15 protein-coding genes are annotated in these 15,066 nt (G+C 40.4%); 8 read left to right on the top strand and 7 right to left on the bottom strand.

All coding sequences use genetic code 11. From position 1 onward, the window contains the following. Positions 1-257 precede the first annotated feature (257 nt). On the top strand, positions 258-422 hold the full coding sequence (locus tag P3L44_RS11380; protein WP_171883385.1) for a hypothetical protein: 165 nt from the start codon (positions 258-260) through the stop codon (positions 420-422). Here the strand turns inward: P3L44_RS11380 and P3L44_RS11375 are convergent. The 4 genes from P3L44_RS11375 to pth all read right to left on the bottom strand — a co-directional run bounded on the left by P3L44_RS11375 (position 419) and on the right by pth (position 4,399). Then, a complete protein-coding gene (locus P3L44_RS11375) occupies positions 419-1,036 on the bottom strand; it encodes a Fic/DOC family protein (protein ID WP_121874807.1) in 618 nt (205 codons plus the stop codon). The genes P3L44_RS11380 and P3L44_RS11375 overlap by 4 nt on opposite strands. 172 nt (positions 1,037-1,208) lie before the next feature. Beyond that, positions 1,209-2,399, bottom strand: coding sequence for a tyrosine-type recombinase/integrase (locus tag P3L44_RS11370; RefSeq protein ID WP_272662760.1), 1,191 nt, complete (start codon positions 2,397-2,399; stop codon positions 1,209-1,211). Positions 2,400-2,614: 215 nt separating this feature from the next. Next, a complete protein-coding gene (gene ychF, locus P3L44_RS11365; RefSeq protein ID WP_094962511.1) occupies positions 2,615-3,706 on the bottom strand; it encodes a redox-regulated ATPase YchF in 1,092 nt (363 codons plus the stop codon). Between the two features lie 102 nt (positions 3,707-3,808). Next, positions 3,809-4,399 (bottom strand): aminoacyl-tRNA hydrolase, encoded by a 591-nt coding sequence (pth, locus tag P3L44_RS11360; RefSeq protein WP_272662759.1) that lies wholly within the window; start codon positions 4,397-4,399, stop codon positions 3,809-3,811. A gap of 299 nt (positions 4,400-4,698) precedes the next feature. On the opposite strand from pth, the gene ychH reads away from it, so the two are divergent. Further along, complete coding sequence (gene ychH / locus P3L44_RS11355; RefSeq protein WP_004910602.1) at positions 4,699-4,971, top strand: stress-induced protein YchH; 273 nt, start codon at positions 4,699-4,701, stop codon at positions 4,969-4,971. Between the two features lie 302 nt (positions 4,972-5,273). Here the strand turns inward: ychH and prs are convergent, their stop codons facing one another. From prs to lolB, 3 genes are read right to left on the bottom strand one after another with little or no spacing between them, the layout of a single operon-like run. Beyond that, positions 5,274-6,221: a ribose-phosphate diphosphokinase gene (prs, locus tag P3L44_RS11350; RefSeq protein ID WP_004910604.1), complete on the bottom strand. Its 948-nt coding sequence runs from the start codon at positions 6,219-6,221 to the stop codon at positions 5,274-5,276. A 56-nt stretch (positions 6,222-6,277) separates the two neighbouring features. Then, positions 6,278-7,153, bottom strand: a complete 876-nt coding sequence (ispE, locus tag P3L44_RS11345) for a 4-(cytidine 5'-diphospho)-2-C-methyl-D-erythritol kinase (protein WP_140172373.1) — start codon at positions 7,151-7,153, stop codon at positions 6,278-6,280. Continuing rightward, complete coding sequence (lolB, locus tag P3L44_RS11340; RefSeq protein ID WP_004264131.1) at positions 7,150-7,806, bottom strand: lipoprotein insertase outer membrane protein LolB; 657 nt, start codon at positions 7,804-7,806, stop codon at positions 7,150-7,152. The genes ispE and lolB overlap by 4 nt, the downstream gene beginning before the upstream one ends. 622 nt (positions 7,807-8,428) lie before the next feature. On the opposite strand from lolB, the gene hemA reads away from it, so the two are divergent. From hemA to P3L44_RS11310, 6 genes are all read left to right on the top strand, one after another. Continuing rightward, a complete protein-coding gene (gene hemA / locus P3L44_RS11335) occupies positions 8,429-9,691 on the top strand; it encodes a glutamyl-tRNA reductase (RefSeq protein ID WP_272662758.1) in 1,263 nt (420 codons plus the stop codon). A 31-nt stretch (positions 9,692-9,722) separates the two neighbouring features. Continuing rightward, the gene (gene prfA, locus P3L44_RS11330; protein WP_272662757.1) at positions 9,723-10,805 is read left to right on the top strand and encodes a peptide chain release factor 1; all 1,083 of its coding nucleotides are present in this window, start codon (positions 9,723-9,725) and stop codon (positions 10,803-10,805) included. Beyond that, positions 10,805-11,638, top strand: coding sequence for a peptide chain release factor N(5)-glutamine methyltransferase (gene prmC, locus P3L44_RS11325; RefSeq protein ID WP_094962514.1), 834 nt, complete (start codon positions 10,805-10,807; stop codon positions 11,636-11,638). Before prfA ends, prmC begins: the two co-directional genes overlap by 1 nt. 22 nt (positions 11,639-11,660) lie before the next feature. After that, on the top strand, positions 11,661-12,470 hold the full coding sequence (gene sirB1 / locus P3L44_RS11320; protein ID WP_036958727.1) for an invasion regulator SirB1: 810 nt from the start codon (positions 11,661-11,663) through the stop codon (positions 12,468-12,470). Positions 12,471-12,737: 267 nt separating this feature from the next. Then, positions 12,738-13,997, top strand: a complete 1,260-nt coding sequence (locus P3L44_RS11315; RefSeq protein ID WP_196731551.1) for a tyrosine-type recombinase/integrase — start codon at positions 12,738-12,740, stop codon at positions 13,995-13,997. Positions 13,998-14,090: 93 nt separating this feature from the next. Further along, entirely contained in the window at positions 14,091-14,981 is an 891-nt protein-coding gene (locus P3L44_RS11310; protein WP_196731550.1) for a hypothetical protein, read from the top strand. Positions 14,982-15,066 lie beyond the last annotated feature (85 nt).

The following is a 15,066-nucleotide window of genomic DNA, read 5'->3' as shown; positions in this document are numbered from 1 at the left end:
ATCGAAGGTGGCATAGAAAAAGAATGTGTAACCGAACCTCTTACTACCAAGCTCAGGTGACCTGCTCCCAAATGATTCACAAATATTCATACTAGTAAATCTCTAGGCTGCCAATCATGAATGTCCGCTCTTCGCTCAAAGCAGATGGAAATGAAGTGACATTGTGCTGTAAAATTTTTAACTAGAACAGTGATCTATATTGTCATATAAAACAAAGCTGATAAAATACACTATTGTCAGTTTGAAGTGAGACTACCATGAAAAAGAGTGAATTAATTCAAGCAACAAGACCAACTCGTACTCAACTTATTCGTTCGGTAGCAACCTCTACGGCGATTGAAACAGGGCAGGAGTCCCGTCGCCTTGAAGAAGAAATGAAAGCGAAACGTGAGAAGTTTGGACATTTGAAACTTGCGATTTAGTTCGCTTTCAAGGCTTCGTTAACCCAATATTTCATGGGTTCATAGTTAAGGTTTAACCCTGCGTGGATTGCTGCGATGTACTGCTCAGGGTGTTGAGTCCAACTTTCATAGTCTAGTGGCTGGAAACCAGCTTGTACTGCCATCACATCTGCGAGTAAACGCGATAAGCGCCCATTTCCTTCCCTAAATGGATGTATCAGAATTAATTCCACATGTACTGTTGCTATAGCTTCTATGACTTGTTCTCGGCTCATATTGGTGCAGGGTGTGTACTTCGCTAGAAACTCTTTTTCAAATTGAGCAAGTAACCTTGCAACTCGACCCGCAGGGGCAAACATAAAGCAACCTTTGCTAATATTCACCGTACGTAACTGACCAGCCCACTCGTAAACATTCCCTAACCATTGGCGGTGCCAACGCTGAATAAGTGATACGGTAATTTGCTCAGTGGGAAATTGTTCTTCAAAAATGACTTGATACAGTTTTTCTAACAGGACAAGCTCAGCATCATTGATATCATCAACGTTTGAAAGCCCCAGCTTGTTAGCCAGTACCTCTTCATCAGATCCGTCAGCAAATTTTCCTTCGCTGCTAAACACATCGTATTTATTCATATAAGCGTGTTCTTGTGGTGTGGGTATGAATTTTGTACGTTATAATGCTAAAAACATCAAATAAATAATAACTACCTATAAATCAACGGATTAATTAAGTGTAGGTTAAATTATAGGTTTTGCTGAAAAATTAATAAATATCGTTATATATCAATACTAACACACCCATGCATCATGATTTTGATTCTAGGTTGACCTGTTTTACCCAAATATCAAGTTTATCAGCCCAATCTTGCATCATGATTTTGCGCTCTTCAAGATAAGTTGCATGATTATATGAACGTCTAACGCTATTTGAGTCCATATGGGCTAATTGTGCTTCGATAGCATCAGGTCGATATCCTAACTCATTTAATCGTGTGCTGCCTGTTGTACGTGTCGCATGAGGGCTATATATACCACTCCAACCTCTCGTTTTAAGAAATTGCCTTAGCGAGTTAGTAGACATTGGTTTATGGCAAGAATCACGACCGGGAAATAAATGTTTGCGGTTACCAGTAAAACCATAAAGAGATCTTAGAATCGTAATAGCTTGTGTAGGCAGAGGAACAATATGTTCTCTTCGTGCTTTCATACGCTCAGCTGGGATAGTCCAAAGTGCATTATCAAGATCGAATTCAGACCATTCAGCCTCAGCGACTTCAGATGGACGAGAAAGCGTCCACCACATTAACCACATACAATAGTTCAGTTGAAAGGTGCCACGGCTATTATCAAAGTTATTGAGTAGTTGACCTATTTGATCCGTAGTGAGGGCTTTTTTATGTTGTGTTTTGTTTGCTGGGAGAGCTTTTCTTATTGCCCATACTGGATCACTATCAGCTCTTAATGTGGCAACAGCAAATTCAAAAATCGAGGATATAGTCCGTTTAGCTTCAGCAGCAACTGTTGGAGCACCTCTTTGAACCTCACGTTGCAATATTTTGAGAATATGGTGAGATGTAATTTCTCTTATTGGTAATGTGCCGATAGAAGGAAATACAATGCGCTCCAACATATCAAGGCGACGGTATTTGGTCACATCAGCCCAATCTTTCATTTGCAACCATTCTTTTGCGATGATTTGAAATGTATTTGCAGATTCGTTCGCTTTTCTAATCTTATCTAGTTGCTTAGCTTGTGTTGGATTAATTCCTTCTGAAACGAGTTTTCTGGCATCATCACATTTAGATCTGGCTTCAGCTAGTGTTACCAATGGGTAGTTGCCCAATGCAAGCATGCTTGATTTTCCATTTATTTGAAAACGGAATCGCCATGCTTTTTTACCATTAGGTTTCACTTCAAGGTACAAACCGTTGAAGTCATTGATACGATAAAGTTTTTCTTTAGGTTTTGCAGTTCGGCATTTTGTATCAGTAAGCATAATGAGTTCAACGAGTTATGTAAGTTGATATTATTATACTCACTTAAAAAGGGAAGATAAATAAATTGTACTCAGTTACGTACTCATTTAATCGCGAGCTTTTATGAAACTTAATGAGACATAAAAAAGCATAAAACCCAGTTAATATCATGAATTTTATGCTATTTTCTTATTAAGTGATACTTTATGAAACAGTGTGAGACTAAAGTGTAAGTTTACACATTAAACAAAAAGTTGAGTACATCGCCGTCTTTCACGATGTAATCTTTTCCTTCTGCGCGCATTTTACCTGCTTCTTTAGCACCTTGCTCGCCACGGTATTGGATAAAGTCATCAAATGCGATAGTTTGCGCGCGAATAAAACCTTTTTCGAAGTCAGTATGGATTTTACCCGCAGCTTGTGGCGCAGTTGCACCAACAGGGATAGTCCACGCACGCACTTCTTTAACACCGGCAGTAAAATAGGTTTGCAGGTTTAATAACTGATATCCAGCACGAATAACACGGTTAAGACCCGGCTCTTCAATACCTAAATCCGCCATAAATTCATCGCGTTCTTCGTCTTCAAGTTCTGCGATATCAGACTCAATCGCTGCGCAGACAGGAACAACTACAGAGCCTTCGGCTTCTGCGATTTTATACACCACATCTAAGAACGGGTTATTTTCAAAACCATCTTCATTAACGTTAGCAATGTACATGGTTGGCTTTAATGTTAAAAAGCTCAAGTAGCGGATAGCCGCTTTATCTTCATTAGATAAATCTAATGTGCGTAACATGCCTGCTTGCTCTAAGTGCGGCAAACATTTCTCTAATGCTTCTAATTCCGCTTTTGCGTCTTTATCGCCGCCTTTTGCACGTTTTTGGACACGGTGAATAGCGCGCTCACAAGTATCAAGGTCAGCAAGTGCTAATTCAGTATTAATGACTTCAATATCTGCGGCAGGGTCAACTTGGCCTGCAACGTGAATGATATTGTCGTTTTCAAAACAACGAACAACATGGCCAATGGCTTCGGTTTCACGGATATTCGTTAAAAATTGGTTACCTAGGCCTTCACCTTTGGATGCACCTTTCACTAAGCCCGCGATATCAACGAATTCCATAGTCGTTGGTAATATACGCTGTGGCTTCACAATTTCAGCTAATTGATCAAGACGTGGGTCTGGCATTGGCACAACACCCGTGTTTGGTTCAATTGTACAGAAAGGGAAGTTGGCTGCTTCGATGCCGGCTTTGGTCAATGCATTAAATAGGGTGGATTTACCCACGTTAGGCAGACCAACGATACCGCATTTAAAACCCATATGTTTCTCACCTTAATAGCAAGGGGCAGCCTCACGCTGCACCCGATGTTTAGAAATTGGCGCTGATTATACACAAAAAGTTGATTCGGATGAAATGAACTCTTATGCGGTTGCTTTAAAACCATGTAAACGATTGATGGCTTTGTCCATCCCATCAGCCAGGAGAATATCTGTGCACCTAGCTGCTTCATCAATCGCATCATCAATGAGCTTTTGTTCAGGTAAAGGCGGTTTGCCCAAAACAAAACCAACAACTTTATTTTTATCACCCGGATGACCAATACCAATGCGTAAACGATAAAAATTCGGGTTATTGGCGAATTTGCTTTGAATATCTTTCAACCCATTGTGCCCGCCATTACTGCCTCCTAACTTCATTTTAGCCACACCTGGTGGTAAATCGAGCTCATCATGGGCGACTAAGATCTCATCGAGATTGATGCGATAAAAATTAGCTATAGCGGCAACAGATTTACCACTTAGATTCATAAATGTGGTTGGAACCAGCAGACGGATATCGTTACCGTTCATATTAATGCGAGCGGTATAACCAAAAAATTTAGCTTCTTCTTTCAATGGCTGATTATGGCGCTCAGCCAGTAAATCAACATACCATGCACCTGCATTATGGCGCGTTTGTGCATATTCAGCACCTGGATTGGCAAGTCCAACAATTAACTTAATTTTGCTCACGGCGATGATTTCACTATCAGTTATGAAAATAATGCCTTAGTTTACCTTGTGAAATACAGGATGTACAAAATTGTGATAGATAAAAGTCACTATGATTATAATTGCGAATAAACTATTCGGATTTTCTGGGTTTTTGATAAAAAGCACTTTTTGTACAGATATTCTTGCTAACTTCCTTCCTTGTGATGTCTATCGCAAAAAATTTTACTTAATGCACTATAATCATTACATAAATATAAAGTATGACCGAATTTATTTACACATGCTTGCTTATCAGTTTACTGGTACTGGAGGTATATATGAAACGGAAAAGCGCTCATCTTCTTGGTAATGTCTTCATGGGAATCGGAATGGTGTTGATGATCGGGAGTATTGGTGTCAACTTATTCTCTCATATTGTTAACTTAGGCCTTTCAGAACTTATTACCAATGGTTCCTTATTCGGCATTTTTATCGGTGCGATGGTATGGTTAGTCGGTGCAAGGATCGGCGGCCGTGAAAAAGTTGCAGACCGTTACTGGCAGTTAAAACAACAATATCATTCACGCAGAGATAATCACCGCTATCCATAAATAGCCTAGAGCAATTAATTGCTGATAATGGTGAATAAGTTTGATAATTAGGCATTAAGAAGAGTGAAATTCCAAAGAATTTTGCTCTTTTGTCGTGAAGATTGTGAGTTATTTTAGATGTCTATTTTTATCGTTTTATTACGTGAAATCACCACTATGATTGGCGATAGAATATAAACATAGGCATCGATGGTTTCTTTCCTGCAAAATCATAAAGCCCCTGCAAATTACATTGCAGGGGCTTATATTTTTTATTGTGACTTTTTCATTATGGTTGAACGCTAAAACCCAATATTGGAGAATTAGTGCTCAAACATTGCTGAAATTGACTCTTCGTTGCTGATACGACGGATAGCTTCAGCTAACATACCTGAAAGCGTTAAGGTGCGAACATTGCTCAGCGCCTTGATTTCAGGAGAAAGAGGTATAGTGTCACAAACAATGACTTCATCAATGACTGAATTTTTGATGTTGTCTACAGCATTACCTGAGAAAATCGGGTGTGTTGCGTATGCAAATACACGTTTAGCACCACGTTCTTTCAGTGCTTCAGCTGCTTTACACAGAGTACCACCGGTATCAATCATATCGTCCACTAAGATGCAATCACGACCTGAAACATCACCAATGATATGCATAACTTGAGAAACGTTCGCACGTGGGCGGCGTTTGTCAATAATGGCCATATCAGTGTCATTCAGGAGTTTTGCGATAGCTCTAGCACGTACCACGCCGCCGATGTCTGGAGATACAACGATTGGGTTTTCCAAATTCTTCTGTAACATATCTTCCAGAAGAATAGGGCTACCAAATACATTATCCACAGGAACATCAAAGAAGCCCTGGATCTGCTCTGCGTGTAAATCGACAGTGAGCACACGGTCTACACCTACACTTGACAGAAAATCGGCAACAACTTTAGCGGTGATTGGTACACGGGCAGAACGTACGCGACGATCCTGTCTTGCATAACCGAAGTAAGGGATAACAGCGGTAATACGACCAGCAGATGCACGGCGTAGCGCATCGACCATAACAACCAGTTCCATCAGGTTATCATTGGTTGGTGCACAAGTTGACTGGATGATAAAAATATCACCACCGCGAACATTTTCATTAATTTGAACACTGACTTCGCCGTCGCTAAAACGACCAACAGCCGCGTCTCCAAGATTAGTGTAAAGGCGGTTAGCAACACGTTGTGCTAGTTCCGGTGTAGCGTTACCAGCAAAAAGCTTCATATCGGGCACGAGAAAAACCTCAGGCTTGCGTCCAGAGAGATATTGTTGACCAATAGCGACAAGGCTTATTGGTGCAATACACGGGTTATCCCAGCGCGGAACTTGTGCAGTGGGGAAACGTTAACGCCTTGAGCGACGAACCCTTGCACCCACGATGGGGCTTTATTTAACACCTGCAGGGCATCCGCTTGTGTTTCAAATTCAGAAAAAACACATGCGCCTGTTCCTGTAAGGCGAGACGGAGCATATTCTAACAGCCAAGAAACAAGCTGTTCAACCTCACGAAAACGTTTTCTTGCGATTGGTTCACAGTCATTTGCGTACGGAGCCAGTAATAATGCGGCTAGGGAGCGTTTTGGAGAATTTCGATTTAATTGTGGATCTGTGAAGATCATCGGGGTTGATATTTCAATTCCAGGATGAGCGACGAGATACCATTTCTCTTCAGGGGAAGCTTTGGTTAAAATATCACCAATCCCTTCAGCGAAAGCGGCATGTCCACGAACAAACACTGGAACATCAGCACCTAATGATGCACCTAATTCTGCAAGGACTTCATCAGAAACCTGTGTTTTCCAATGTTCGTTAAGCGCAATTAAGGTTGTTGCTGCGTTTGATGAGCCCCCACCAATACCACCGCCCATGGGCAATACTTTATGAATACAAATATCAGCCCCTAATGGGCCATAGTGCTGTAAGGTATCGCGGCAATAGGATTGTAATAATTTAGCTGCCCGTAAAATTAGGTTTTTTTCGGGGGGAACCCCTTGCATGTCAGTCAATAAATTCAGTTGGTCGTCATCACGTGCTGTAATGGTGATTTCATCGCCATAATCAACAAATTGAAATAGAGTTTGTAATTCATGGTAGCCATCAGAGCGTTGGCCTGTGATGTACAAAAAAAGATTTAATTTTGCCGGAGATGGCCATGTTAACGTCATTTCTTCAGTGTCCAACTATCCATTTTTAATTTGATAAGCCTGTCCCCTTGGCGTAGCTCTAGGTAGTTTGGCAGCATAGGTACCGTTTTGCTGTCATACGAAATGTAGTTGAGCTGCCAAGTTTCACCATTGCTTTTAAACGTGACACTTTTCAGCAGGTGGTTTTCATCTAAGGTAAAGTCTGTTGCACGTCCCGGTGAGCCTGTTAACCATGCAGTTAGGTCATCAATTGGAATTTCCATACCAGTAAGTTGATAGATAAGCTCGCTTGGAACGTCACTCATATGGGTTTGGCCATCTTTAGTGGTTAACCGAGCTAAATCAGGTTCAACGGTAAGCTCAAGTTCGCGGCTACCTAATGGGTTGGTCAGCAACAAACGGTACTTTTCAGGTGTATATTGTTGCCAGAAAAACTTAGCATACGTTTTTGTTTCTCCGCCGTTATAGGCAAATGATCCACGGGTTTGGTAGTCACGTAACTGACTTAATTCCTGTTGATGTGCTTTCCATTTCGCATCGGATGCGGAGCTGGTTCCTTTTGTGGTCGTTTGTGACGTTGTCACGCATGCGGTTAGCAAGACGCATGAAAGTGGCAATAGGCGAAAAAAATGCTTATTTATGTGCATAAAGGGCAAAGTTTGAGTTAATTGCATATCAAATCTCAAAGTTGTATTGGGCGCTGATAGCAGTCTCTAATTGAGTTACTTGCATTTAAAGAAGTTCAGTTTAGCGCGTTAAGGCCATCAGAGTCATCTATTACACTAGATGATATACCTTGCGGATAAAAACCTGTAAGTGATTTACCGTTTGTATACAAATAACATAGTGTATTGGCAGGGAAAATGGTTCCTTAAAAATGTTATTAGGCCAATCCAGTTTGGGTTCATGTGGCGTTAAGTTATCAGGATAAACCTCACCAGTCACCATTTGCTTTCTGTGCGAAATAATTGCATTCTCTATGCATCTTATTGTAGTTAATTTATCATTGTAAATAATGATATGGCTGATAATCAGTTTCATATAGCATAAATAAACGATAAAATTACGATCAGTTGTGATTGGTAAAATAACCATTACGTCTGTTTTTTCGGTTTATTTTTTGGCGTGGGTCATCTTTCTGAAGGATAGGCTTATGTAAACCGTAGAAAGAGAGACGCGGATCATCTACAATAGAACAATATAAATAACAGTATTGCTAAATTGGTGGGGAATACCCATCGAGCATTACTGAAAATAATTAGCACTGTAAGCAATGTGAGTAAGTCGTAAAGCACAATGACCTTATTAGCCTTAGGCATCAACCATAAAACAGCACCAGTAGCCCTGCGTGAGCGGGTGACATTTGGTCCTGAAAAAATTGACCATGCACTTGAGGAACTTCTCAAACAGCCTCAAGTGAATGGTGGCGTTGTGCTGTCTACCTGTAATAGAACTGAGCTTTACTTGAGCCTTGAATCACAAGAACGAGCTCAAGAACAGCTAGTAAAATGGTTGTGTGATTTTCATGGTATAACCCAAAAAGATTTACAGCCAAGTTTATATTGGCACCAAGACGACCGAGCGGTGAGCCACCTAATGCGTGTGGCGAGTGGCTTGGATTCATTAGTTTTGGGAGAGCCACAAATATTAGGGCAAGTAAAAAAGGCGTTTGCACTTTCGCAAGGTAACCATTCGTTATCAAGCGAACTTGAGCGTCTTTTCCAAAAATCATTTTCTGTTGCAAAACGTGTGCGTACAGAAACCGATATTGGAGCGAATGCAGTTTCTGTGGCATTTGCTGCTTGTACACTTGCTCGTCAAATATTTGAATCACTTAAGCATTTAAATATTTTGTTAGTTGGCGCAGGGGAAACTATTGAACTTGTGGCTCGTCATTTGCGCGAACACGGCGTACAAAAAATGATGATAGCTAACCGAACACGTGAACGTGCGGAGCTATTGGCCAATGAGGTGAATGCACAAGTTATTTCGTTATCGGATATTGATAACCGTTTAGCTGAAGCGGATATTGTCATTAGTTCAACGGCGAGTCCTTTACCCATTATAGGGAAAGGGATGGTCGAGCGTGCTATGAAAATACGTCGTAGTAAGCCGATGTTATTAATTGATATTGCCGTTCCTCGTGATATCGAACAAGATGTTGAAAAATTAAGAGATGTTTATCTCTATACTGTGGATGATTTGGAATCTATCATTGCACAGAACCTTGCTCAGCGAAAAGCCGCAGCCGTTGAAGCTGAATACATTGTTGAGCAAGAAAGTAGCCACTTTATGGATTGGTTGCGCTCACAAGCGGCAGTGTCTACAATTCGCGATTACAGAGAACAAGCTGAGGCCATTCGGGCAAATATGACTGAAAAAGCGTTGACGGCTATCCGTCAAGGTGAAGACCCTGAGCAAGTGATCATGCAATTATCGCAACAATTAACCAACCGCCTTATTCACGCTCCAACCAAATCTTTGCAGCAAGCTGCAGGAAATGGGGATGTAGAGCGTCTAAATCTACTTAGGGACAGCTTAGGGCTGGACCATCAATAACCACATTTTAATCATAGGTCTTATATAACGAATGAAGCCTTCTATTGTCGCAAAACTAGAAGCATTACAAGAACGCTACGAAGAAATTGAAGCGCACCTTGCTGATGCAGGTGTAATTGCCGATCAAGACCGTTTTCGTGCTTTATCAAAAGAATATGCTCAATTGTCTGATGTCGCTAAATGCTTTAGCGCATGGTGCACAGTACAGGATGACATCGAAACAGCTGAAATGTTGTTAGACGATCCTGAAATGAAAGAAATGGCTCAAGAAGAGCTTAAAGAAGCCAAAGCGCGCAATGAAGAGCTCGAACAGCAATTACAATTGTTATTGCTTCCGAAAGATCCTGATGATGAATATAACTGCTTCGTTGAAATCCGTGCGGGAGCAGGGGGAGACGAAGCGGCAATTTTTGCGGGTGATTTATTCCGTATGTATAGCCGCTATGCAGAAAACAACCGCTGGCGCGTTGAATTAATGAGCACGAGTGATGGTGAACATGGCGGTTTTAAAGAAGTTATCGCGAAAATTTCCGGTGATAGCGTTTATGGTCGCTTAAAGTTTGAGTCAGGCGGTCATCGTGTTCAACGTGTCCCTGAAACTGAATCTCAAGGCCGTATCCACACTTCTGCTTGTACTGTGGCTATTTTACCTGAACTGCCAGAAGCTGAGTTACCTGAAATCAGCCCTGCGGACTTACGTATTGATACCTTCCGTTCATCAGGAGCGGGTGGTCAGCACGTTAACACCACAGATTCTGCAATTCGTATTACCCATATTCCAACAGGTATCGTTGTTGAGTGCCAAGATGAACGTTCACAACATAAAAACAAAGCGAAAGCGATGTCTGTGTTAGGTGCACGTATTCGCCAAGCAGAAATGGATAAACGCCAAGCCGCGGAAGCTTCTGAACGTCGTAACCTGTTGGGTTCTGGTGACCGTTCTGACCGTATTCGTACCTATAATTTCCCTCAAGGCCGAGTGACTGACCACCGTATCAACTTAACGTTATACCGTTTGGATGAAGTGATGGAAGGAAAACTGGATTCACTTATCCAACCTATCATCAATGAATACCAGGCAGACCAACTTTCTGCGTTGTCTGAGCAGGAATAATGCAATATATCGAATGGGTCAAGCAGGCAGCGAATCGGCTGTCTGCAAGTGACAGTGCAAAGCGAGACGCTGAAATTTTACTGGAACATGTCACAGGCCGCAGTCGTACCTATCTTTTTGCTTTTGGTGAAACAGAACTCAAAGCCGAAGAATTCCAACAAGCTGAATTACTTTTACAACGCCGTGAGAAAGGTGAGCCTATCGCCTATATTATCGGTGAACGTGAGTTCTGGTCTCTTCCTCTTTATGTCTCTCCTGCAACACTAATACCTAGGCCAGATACTGAATGCATTATTGAACAAGCATTATCTAGGCTAACAGAGCAAAAAAATCAAATTTTAGATTTAGGCACTGGGACAGGGGCGATTGCATTGGCTTTGGCGTCAGAGATGCAACAAAGTCAGGTTATTGGTGTTGATTTTAACCCTGATGCAGTTGCTTTAGCACAACGAAATCAGCAGCGTTTGAATATTTCAAATGTCAAATTTATACAAAGTAATTGGTTTTCTTCACTATCAATTCAACAATTTGATATGATTATCAGTAATCCACCCTATATTGATGAAAATGATATGCACCTCAGTGAAGGTGATGTGCGATTTGAGCCGTTAACCGCTCTTGTGGCGAAGGATGAAGGCTTAGCTGATTTAATGCATATCATTAAAGAATCTAAAAAGTATCTTAAAAATCAAGGGTGGTTGCTTCTTGAGCATGGCTGGACACAAGGTCTTGCGGTGCGTGATTTATTTAAAGTACATGGGTACACCAAAATTGAGACTTGTCTTGATTATGGTGGAAGAGAGCGAATTTCACTCGGTCAATGGAATGGTTAAGTGGCGTAGCAGTGGGAATGTAATGAAAACCATAGCGAATATAGAGTTTAATCAACTCCCTTTAAGTGAAGGGATCATGACTGTGTCACAATGTATCCGTCATGATTTCCCGCTGATGAAAGTGCAAGCTCAGTTAGATAGCTTAGTATCATCAGCCAAGTCTTGTATCGATTTAACTGCTGATAATGAAACAAAAATTCAGCAATTGACTTCACTTTTCTACCAAGAATGGTCGTTTGGTCCAGCTGAAGGAATTTATTTGTTATCGGATATGCTGTGGTTAGATAAAGTATTGTCATCTAAGCAAGGTACGCCAGTGACACTCGGTGCTATCTTCTTGTATGTTGCCGAACGCCTTGGTATTGCGATTTATCCCGCTATTTTTCCTACGCAATTATTATTTATCAGTGAAAGAAATGATGGTAGCCAATGGGTAATTAACCCTGTTAATGGCGAATCTTTATCATTACACACATTAAATTTATGGCTCAAAGGAACAGTTGATCCTTTTTCTGAATTTTACCATGACCAACTGGATGTAGCAGAAAACAGCGTTGTCATTCGTAAAATTTTTGACACATTAAAAGCGTCATTAATGGAAGAGAAAAAGATGGAATTAGCGTTGCGGGTTTGTGAAACGCTTCTGACTCTTGACCCTGAAGACCCTTACGAAATTCGTGACCGAGGGTTAATTCTGGCACATTTAGACTGTAATCATGTGGCATTGAGCGATCTCAATTATTTTATTGAGCATTGCCCAGAAGACCCTGTTTCTGAAATGATTAAAATACAAATTTATTCGCTGGATAACCATCCGGTCGTATTACATTAATTAACATACAGGCCTATCCCCTGTTTTAATATTTAAGGTAAGAAGATCTAATTGCGTTTCAGAGTCATTCACAACCGTGCAATAAAAAAGATAATTCTTTTATAAACAATAAGTTACAAGTTCACAGCAAATCACAAGCAATCACTTTACGTCATGTTTTGCTTGTACCTGAGCTTGTACCTAAAAAAGATTATAAAATATACGGCTATTTAGGTTGCGGACTTCAATAGCTTGATAGGGTTATTCAGTGATTGGAAATTGCACAAAATGGCAAAGCTCAACGATAAACAAATTAGAGCTTGGATAAATTCAAATGAACGATTTGAAGGTAAGGCCGATGGCAACGGTTTATATCTTCGATATTCAAAGAATGATAAAAATCCAAGTTGGCGATTTAGATACAGCTTCAATAAAAAGGCTAGAATTGTCTCTATTGGTAGCTACCCTAACATTACCCTAATGAAAGCTCGTGAAGTTGCTAGAGAACTATCTGCAAAGGTAACGCTTGGCTATGACGTGGCAGGGGAGATAAAGCGGAAGAAAGCTGAAGCGTTGGAGTTAATACAGCAAGAAGAAAGCGCGATTAGAGTTAAGGCTTTAATTGATGAATTCTATGAAAGACAGATAAAACCAAAACGTAAGAACCCAGAAAAAATAAAATGGGCCATTGATACCAATATAATCCCAATTCTTGGCCATAAAAAAATAGAAGAAGTAAAACCGAAAGATATTGATAGCCTTATTCAGTCAATTACTGATAGGGGCGCACCTACCGTAGCCAATGATGCCTTGCGTAACTTAAAGCGAATATTTGATTATGCTGTTCGTAGGCAGTTAATAGAAAGTAATCCAGCCTCAGCATTTAATATAAGTGATGCTGGCGGACGAGAAAATAAACGTGATAGATGGCTGTCTCGTGACGAATTATTAGTATTCTTTCACGCCCTGAACAAATCTGACCTCCCAGCACAAAATAAAATTACCTTTAAACTTATTCTAGCAACGGGATTGCGTAAGATGGAACTATGCGCGGCTAAGTGGAATGAAATAGACCTAGATAATGCGGTATGGCATTTTCCAGCCGAAAGAAGCAAAACAGGTGATGCTGTAGATATCCCACTAAGTGACCCTGTCACTAATTGGCTTGCTCAACTTAAAGAAATGGCTTGCGGAAGTGAGTATGTTTTACCTGCTAGGGGTAGAGGTTCTAATCGATTGCCACATATTAGTAATGGCACTTTGAATTATGGCCTTACAGTAATACGAGAGTTACTACCTGAATCATTTACTGCGTTCAGCATCCATGACCTACGAAGGACAATGCGAACTCACCTATCAGCATTAGGTATTGAGCCACAGATAGCAGAAAGGTGCTTAAATCACAGGGTAAAGGGTATTGAAGGAGTGTATAACCGCCATGATTACTTTGATGAACGAAAAGCCGCATTATCACAATGGGCTGATTTGCTTACAGCATTAGAAAGTGGATCCGACTATAATGTTGTACCAATGAGCAAGAAAGCATAACGAGTTTAAACCGTATCTAGCTCGACGGGGCGAAAAGTGGGAAACCTTACCTATCTGATACGGTATTCTTTAAGGCACGTTAAAGGTGACGTGATGAGCAGCAAACGATTTAAAAACGTATGGGACTCTAATGGTATTCCAGAGCTAGAATATTGCCGAATAGAAAGAGCAGCCGAATTACTTAAATGCTCAAAAGAAGATATCTATACACTCGCTGAGCAAGATTTGATTTCTATTGGTGTCAGGTTGCCTAAAATTAAAGTAATGAGTATGGTTCCAGCATCAGCTACGAATATTCTTACTGACAGTTCAAATTATCCGCCAGCAACGCCAGTTGACTCCCCTCTACGTAAAAGAAAAAAGATAAAGCTGGGCAATATCGCAGAGATAGATTTCAAGGATAGTGATAAAGCTGCAGATTCTGATTTTTATTTACACGCATATATTAATGGTCTGTGGAGACTAATTCCAACCTTTGACAATGTTGGTTTTTTCAATGAATCTTTATATGAATTCAAAGGTGAATATGGTTTTTTGATGGTGAAATCTTTCATTGATATACCGTTAGGCGGTGGTGATGAGTCGATAACGCCAGTATTTTGCTTACCAATCACTTCTCAAGAAAACAATCCAAATATTAAAGAAAGCAGCCTATACATCACAAAAAATGATATAAACGCCATCTATGAAAAGAAATTTACTGCAAGGCAAGATATTAGTAGCGCATCGGCAATTTATGAAGATGATATTGCGGAGTACATATCTAAATTCAGGACAACAGCAAACCAAGCAACGTATATAAAGTTTTTACTATTATTGAATGGATTTAATGATTCAGAATTAAAACAATCACCACAAACATTAATAAGCTCGATTAGCAAAAAGGCTATTGATGCTGGGATAGAAATGCCAATTATTTCTGAAAATACGATGAAAGAGTGGCTATCCAGAGCAAGAGAAATTGAACAGCTATATTTAAAATAAGTTATCTATAACTTCAATAAGTTTTTCATAACTGACTAACAATAAAATCATAATTTATCTTTAATGTGTATGACATTCACAAGGA

It is taken from the genome of Providencia sp. PROV175 (genome assembly GCF_032707045.1).
Lineage (GTDB): Bacteria > Pseudomonadota > Gammaproteobacteria > Enterobacterales > Enterobacteriaceae > Providencia > Providencia hangzhouensis.
Note: the sequence above shows the minus strand (reverse complement) of the source record. Positions and strands in the feature narration are given on the sequence as shown.